The organism is Mycobacterium sp. (assembly GCF_040509115.1).
GTDB lineage: Bacteria > Actinomycetota > Actinomycetes > Mycobacteriales > Mycobacteriaceae > Mycobacterium.
In genome coordinates this window covers 1-7004 of the sequence record NZ_JBEVLO010000172.1, presented here as the reverse complement: position 1 = coordinate 7004, position 7004 = coordinate 1, and the positions used below count along the sequence as shown (strand labels likewise).

The window sequence follows — 7004 nt, the reverse complement described above, 5'->3', positions numbered from 1 at the left end:
CCGCTCCGCGGCCGTCTCAACGGCGGGTTCGTACCTGTTCGCCGAGACGTGTCCGGCGGCGTCGAAGACTCTGACCTTGCGCACCGTCGACCAGAAGTCCGCGAAGCCGTTGCGTTTGATCACCACGTTGGGCACGCCAGTGGAGTTGTTCGCCCCGCCTGCGGTGCCCTCGTACTTCAAATTCGGATTGCCCTGGAAGGCTGCTGGTTTCGCGCCCTTCACCGGGTTGCTGATGTAGAGGTTCTGGCCGAGTTGTCTGGCCATCTCCGCGGTCACCGGGATTTCGAGGACCTTCTTGTAGTCCTCGGGGTCATGGCGGGTAGCACCCGACACCGATCCCGCAGTGTCGGGTTTGAGCTCCCGGGTGAACTGAAAGGTGTCGTTGAGGGACCAGACTATCTCGCCGCGTTTTCCCCACGCAGCACCAGGCGGAGGAGTAGGGAAGAGTGCTTTCTCAATCTCGAGGAGGTCGTCGGAGGCGAGGGCGGTCTGGAAGGCCTCGACCTCGGCCTCCGACATCCGACGAATGAGTACGCCGCCGTCGAGCATGGCGGAGTGCTCGGCAAATCGCTTGCGGGCGCGGTCGTCGCCGTGCTGCGAGGCGCGGAACAATTCCTCCGGACCAACTTCGGGGACGATGCCGTCCACCTTCTGCTCGAACGCGTACGGTTTGGGGCCAAGCGCGTCGGCCACCGGGGATTTGCGGACTGACAGCATCGTCGTGTACTCGGACTCATTGCGGGCCAAAGTCTCCGAGCGCAGCTGCTCGATCGTGCGCGGGTCTACGAAATCTGCGGTCGGTTCGTATCCGAAGTCCTCTTCGAGCTGCTGCAACGCCGTCCGGGGTTCGAGTTCGTCCTCCTTCTCGGACGGGAGCGGCTTGGGACCGAGGGCGTCGGCCACCGGAGAGTCGCCCACGGACAGCATCGTCGAGTACTCGGACTCGTTGCGGGCCAAGGTATCCGAGCGCAGCTGCTCGATCGTGTGCGGGTCGACCAAATCTGCGGTCGGTTCGTATCCGAAGTCTTCCTCGAGCTGCTGCAGCGCCGTCCGGGGCTTGCGTTCGAGAACTGTTCCGAAGGACCGGTTCTCGATCTCCTGAGCGGGATATACCCCGTCCGCCCATTCGAGCGCCTTGGCGATTCGGGCCTGGAGGACGGTCTTCAACTCCGCGCCCTCGTCGCGCGGATAGCGGGACTCGCGGATGGCGTCGTCGATGGCCTCTGGAGTGAGGTGGTCGGCCACCATGCGGATCGAATCGGCAATCTCCCGGTCGGTGAGTTTCTCGTACGGCTTGTTCTTCCGCATGTCTGAACCTGGCTTGATCTCCTCGACCTCGAAGTCCGCCTTGGCGACGTCGGAGCTCCGCCACCCTTCCCGGATGTCGCCTTGGGCACGTACATCCAGTGCGCCTCCGACGTCGATCCGCACCACTCGCCGACCGGCGGTCATGTATGCGTCGTCCTTGTGACCGTCCCAGTTGCTGAGGAGCATGTCCGCGGCGGCGAACCGGGCGACGTCGGGGTGTCCGCCGAATTGGGCGTGAACCGACTTGTCCGGCTTCTTGCCTGCCACGAATTCCGACATCAGATGGATTTGGGCACCCCTGCCCTGAACGAGGACCGGTGTCGCCTGCAGGGTGGGAGCTCCCGCTGCGCGCATCAGGGCCTGGGCGAGCAACTCGGTCTTCACGGCACGCGCACCGCGAGTCGGCTTGATCGCCACCTTACGGCCGTCCACGTGGTGCAGGCGCACGCCGCTGCTGCCTCCGAGCGGCTCCCCATCCTCGAACGTGACCGGCACGACCCGGGGGCTGCCGAAGTCTCCGTAAAGGAGTTCCTCTCGCGCCTTCCTCTCCCTCCTCTCCTTCCTCTCGGCGGCGGTCTTACGCGGGTCTGCCTGCGCGGTGGTTGGCTCCGCGGACGCACCCTGCGCGAGCCCTTCGAAGGCACCCTCGGGCGTGACGTCGGGCGTGACGTCGGGCGACGCCCCGTGCACCAACTCCTGCTCAATCCCGCTCACCTCGCCATGACCGGACTGCGATGCAGGGGTGCCGGCGAACCAGCCGGTGACCGGGTTGCCCTCCCGGCCCAGACTCGGCGGCCACGCGGTGATCGTGCCGTGCTGCCCATCGACGGCCCACACGCCATCACCGTCGAACATGGCGTTGAAGCTGTGCGCCAACCCGTTGTCGAACCTGACCGCCACCACGGTGTGCGCGCCCACACCCGCGTCGCGCAGCTGGTCGGCGATTGCGTCGGGATCACTCGCCAGCAAAGGCAACCCCGTGACGTCACCAACGTCTTCGGCCCGCAACTGCACGGGATGCGCCCGCCCAAAACTATGCGTTCCCGAGAGCCGATCGAACACCGCCCACGTCGTGGGACCGCAATTGGTCAACCGCTCACCCGCAGGCAACACCGAGCGATCCCCATCGTTGTTGACGTCGCCCACCCACTCGGCGACGTCGCGATGAGATTGCTCCGATCGCGGCAACTCCACCCGCGACTCGGCCGGCGAGGACCCACCCCGATCCGCCTGGCCGGACCGATCCCCGGCCGGGCTCACCGTATCGGACAGCCCGGAAACCGGACCCTCGAGCGACGACGGCGGTGCACTGGCGGAGAACGTACTGCGCCCATTGGGCAAGGGTGTCGCCTCTATCCGCACCGGTGACCCGGCACTCGCCTTCGTCGGATCGGCCGGGGTATGGGTGACCGGAGGCTCGCCTGGATAATGCACCTCGATCGGACGACGGAGGTGCGTCGCCAGCGTCTTGATGGCAATGGCCTCGGCGTTGCGAATGGAGTTCGCCGGGTCTGGAGTTGGCTCTGGATCGCCGGTTACCGTCTCGGACCCGGACTCGCCCTCGTCCCCTCTTCCGCCGTAATACCGCTGCGCCCTTCTCATTTCCTCGCGCGACACGAGTGGACGTCTCTCGCGACCCGACCAGTCGGGCGGTGTGGGAGTGGGACTGGGCTGCAATACCGCATTGACGAGGTCGCCGGGGGTTGTCGGGTGGTCGGAGTCGAAGTTGGCGAGCTCCGGGCCGACGGCGTCGCCGCTCGTCGGATCGACCGTGGCGACCGATCTGATGGCGTCGTTGCGGAGTGTGTCCGGGCTCCGTTTGTCCCCCTTCCCCAGCTGTGCCGCAACGGCGGCGTAGAGGCCGTTCGCGGCGGTGCTGCCGGATTTCCCATCGATCGCGATGCCGTGGAGTTGGTGGAAGCGGTATTGCAGCGCAGCTTGGGGACCTGAAATCGCAACGCCCACAGCGCCCACGATCATCTGACGGCGGTCGCCTTGGTCGATGCCGGTATAGATGGTCTGTGGTCGCGCGCCGGGCGTGTCGGGGTCGACAGCCTGGCCGACTGCGGTCGACAACTTGGGATCGAGAGCGCGCTCCAGACCGGCCTTCTCGGACGTAGCGGTGACCCCTTGGGGGAGGTTGTTGCGGGCGAGGTCTCCCTCGGAGGTGAAGATTGCGGAATCGACCGGCTTGTCGCCGGGACCTAGGACTCTCGGGAGGTCGTCGCGGACCGCCGCCAGACTGAGTCCACGCTTGTCAATCTTCTTCTCGTTGTTGTGGAGGCGGCCGACGGTCTTGGCCAAGTTGGCATGCGTCTGAGGGACCTGGTTCTTCTTGGCGTAGTCCCTCGCCAAGCGCGACAGGTCGGTTTCGATCGCCGAACCGTGGAAGTCGGCGACGAACGACTCGCCTCGAATGGCGTGGCGCCCGGTGCTCGCATCGACGTGCAAAGCCGAGGCCGAGTTTTGCTCGATCGTCGTCTCGATCACCGGCTTCGACAGTTTCGTATCCCGCTTGGACGGATACCCGGGTGCCGGATACATGGACCGGAGTTCGTTGGCATGAAACGCCGCGAGCGCGGTGTTCAGACCGTCGGCCTCGGATTCGGCGCTGCTGAAACGCACCTCTCCGTCGACGAACGGTGGGATCGCGTCGATGAACAAGTTGGGTTCCGGCGAGTAGGGAAGAAGGGGGCCGAGGGCGGCCAACCGATCCCGGGTGGCCATGTCTTGGCCGATCCGCCGGTTGAAGTCGTCTGCGAAGTCGGACGCATTCAATTTCTTCTTCGCGTCCGGCGGAAACCGCCTGTCCCTGGGATCGGACTTCTTGTCGGCGCTCATCTTCTTGTTTCGAGCCTTCGTCGCGTCGACGATGTCGGCGGAGGCGCGGTAACCACCAATGTAGGCAAGAGGTTTGGCCGCGGGCAGTCCGGGCGCGGTCCGCAACGAATCGATGACGTGGTTGAAGATGTGCTTGCCGCCCTCGACCGTGCGCGAGGCGCCGTCGAAGTCCTGGATCGAGATGTACGGGTGGGTGCCCCTCGCGGCCATCGCCTCGACGGCGTCGCGGTGCGCCCCGCTGTTCAGGGTTTCATTGCGCCAGGTTCCGTAAGGCAATTTCTTCGGGTCGGGAACGTGGACGAGGCTGCCGACCAACGCCACTGGGTGTTGGATACCGTCGAGCTGTGTCTTGGCGGCGTCGAGAGCGGCCTTCAGGTCCGCCTGGGCGCTGGGTGGAGCATTGACACCGACCACCACGGCGACTCGGCCGTCGAGGCCCTCGGCCCCATTCATGATGCTGTTGACCACGTCGGCCAGCTGGTCGAGACCCTTGTGCGACACAGTGGCGTTGACCACGAACGATATTGGATGATCGTGGTCGACGCTGTCATTCAGGCGCTCTAGGTAATTCTCCTTGGTCAGCGGCTTGTCGAGCTTGCTCAGCAGCAGTTCATCGAACTTGCCGTTGGTCCTCGTGTCGGCAACGAGGGTGAGTCCGCTGAGTTGCTGGGCCACCGAGCCAGGGTCCGGTTGGGTGTCGTCGGCCATGTCGACGTCGGCGTCGTCGGAATGCGCTGACGGACCCGAGTCGTCGACCCGTGCTCGTTTCGCCGGAGGAGCGTCGCGGGGTGGAGTCGAACGGTCGCGCTTCGCTGCGGGCTTCGGCGCGCGCGACGTCTCGCTTGGCTGGTCGTCAACGTCGAAGACCTTGGGGGGCAACGGTGGGCGCGCATTGTCGGCTGCGGTGAGCAGCGACGTGGGCACCAGCAACTGGCTGTTCGCCGCACGCTCCACCATCCACAGGTGACGCGGGCGCAGACGCGGATCGTGCCCCAGAACGTCCGGACCCATCATGCCGCCGTCGCTGCCGTGCACCCCCGAGTTCTGGTCGTGTCGACGGAGCGCGATCCTTCCGTCCCGGCCCTCGTCGGGCACGCCGAGGTAGTGCAGAATCTCGTGGGCGAGCACGTTCTCGCTGGCGTCCGGCCGCCACCTCGTCTGCGTGTTCTCCTCGAAGTTGCCAACTCTGACCGTGGCGTGGGCCCCGATGTCGGTGAAGTCGACCTTGACGCGGAATTCGTCTCCGCTCGGTAGGCGGTTGCCATTGTTCAGCAGACTGTCGACTCCGGCCTTCACCTTGGCTTGGATGTTGGCCACGGTGTCGGACTCGATGGCGGGATCGCGGTCTGCCGACACGTTCAACTTGACCGTATATTCCTGCACGAACTTGTTCGGCGCCACCTCGATTCGCCTCAGGTCGTACCGGATCAGGGTGGTGTGCGGGGTCGGCATGCGGGTGGGCGTGCTGTCTGTGAGCACGTTTGCAACCTCGGCGTCCACCGTCTGCATGAACGCATCGTCGCGATGGGCATCGACATCCTCGCGAGGCGTCGGATCCAGTGGCTCGAACCACTCCGCGGTCGTTGCGGGGTCGTGGCGCCACGACTCGTCACTGGACACGTCGACATTCGGATCGTGCTGCGGTGGTGGCAACTTGCGCGGTGGCCCTCCGCTGGTGACCTTGGGTCGCGGCCTGGGCGACGTGTCGGCCGCCGGCGGCGTCTGCGCGGGCACCATTCCAACCACGACTTCGGATTGCTCTTGCGCGGTCGATCGTGAGGCCGGTGCCGAGGCGGTGCTGCTCGCGATGTTGGACACGGCCGTCGGTGCCGAGTTCGACGACGCCCCCAGGCCCGCCGACCCCGACTTCGCCTGGGTGCCAGCCTGAGTGGGCGTTTGGGTAGCCGTCGAGCTTGGGGACGACGATCCGCTCGGGGTGTTCGACGTGGTGGGAGCCGACGAGGTGTTGGGGGGCCCCGGCTGTGCACCGGGCGAGGTTGCGGAGCCAGTTGACGGCGCGTTGGTCGGAGCGTTCGCCGGCGCGGGCGGCGGGCTGGCTACCGTGCCGGAATTCGCAGCAAGCGGCGGCGTGGTCGACGTGGTGGCGGGCGGTGGTGGGGTTCCGGTGTTGGGTTCCGCTGTTGACGGTGGCGGCGACTGGTTCGGGGAGCTGGAACTGCCGTTGGTATCGGACGGCGACGTGCCGACATGCGAGGGCTGGTCGCTCGGCGGCCCGCCTTCCTCGTGCGGTCTGTCCGGTGGCGGTGCAGCATCGCCGAGATCTGAAGTCGCGGCGGGCATCTGGTCCGGCGGGGCCGATTGGGTCGCCGATCCGCCATCCGCCGTCGGGGACTCGGACGGCCCGCCGGTCGGTGGTTGTGAAACGGGCGGCGGCGTCTCGGCATGCGCCGGTGGGGTATCCGACGCCCCGTTGTCACCCCTCTCGGGGGACGCGGGCTCGGGTCCGCGGCTGGAATCCTGACTCGACTGCGAGTCATGCTGCGTTGGAGTCGAATTGCCGGTGTCCGTACCAGTACTGTCGGTACCCGCGGTGTTCGTACCCACGGTGTTGGGCCCACCAGCCTCAGTGACCTGCTGCGGGACGGGCTGGTTGCTCGGCTTGTCGGTCGCACCCTGCTGTGCATCGGGCCTGCCATTCGGCTGGTCGGTCGCACCCTGCTGCGACGTCGACTGCGGGTCGCGCCCTTCGGCGTGATTCGAGGCGGCCCCATCGGTGGCTCCGTCGCCCGGGGACTGCTGCGGACTTGACTGCCCGCTCTGGCCGCTTGATGAATCGGGTTGACTAACAGCGCTATTGGAATCCCCTTCAGCAGGGGACTGCTGCGCACCCGATC

4 protein-coding genes are annotated in these 7004 nt (G+C 66.3%); 3 read left to right on the top strand and 1 reads right to left on the bottom strand.

Annotated features, from left to right (window positions below):
- Nucleotides 1-5769, bottom strand: a 5769-nt coding sequence (locus ABW137_RS12590) for a toxin glutamine deamidase domain-containing protein (protein WP_526400345.1), incomplete at its 3' end; no start/stop codon positions are given.
- 55 nt (nt 5770-5824) lie between these two features.
- On the opposite strand from ABW137_RS12590, the gene ABW137_RS12585 reads away from it, so the two are divergent.
- The 3 genes from ABW137_RS12585 to ABW137_RS12575 are packed head-to-tail and all read left to right on the top strand — an operon-like array spanning nt 5825 to nt 6918.
- Complete coding sequence (locus ABW137_RS12585) at nt 5825-6037, top strand: hypothetical protein (protein ID WP_526400343.1); 213 nt, start codon at nt 5825-5827, stop codon at nt 6035-6037.
- The gene (locus tag ABW137_RS12580; RefSeq protein ID WP_526400341.1) at nt 6038-6631 is read left to right on the top strand and encodes a hypothetical protein; all 594 of its coding nucleotides are present in this window, start codon (nt 6038-6040) and stop codon (nt 6629-6631) included.
- Between the two features lie 14 nt (nt 6632-6645).
- On the top strand, nt 6646-6918 hold the full coding sequence (locus tag ABW137_RS12575; protein ID WP_526400339.1) for a hypothetical protein: 273 nt from the start codon (nt 6646-6648) through the stop codon (nt 6916-6918).
- Nucleotides 6919-7004 lie beyond the last annotated feature (86 nt).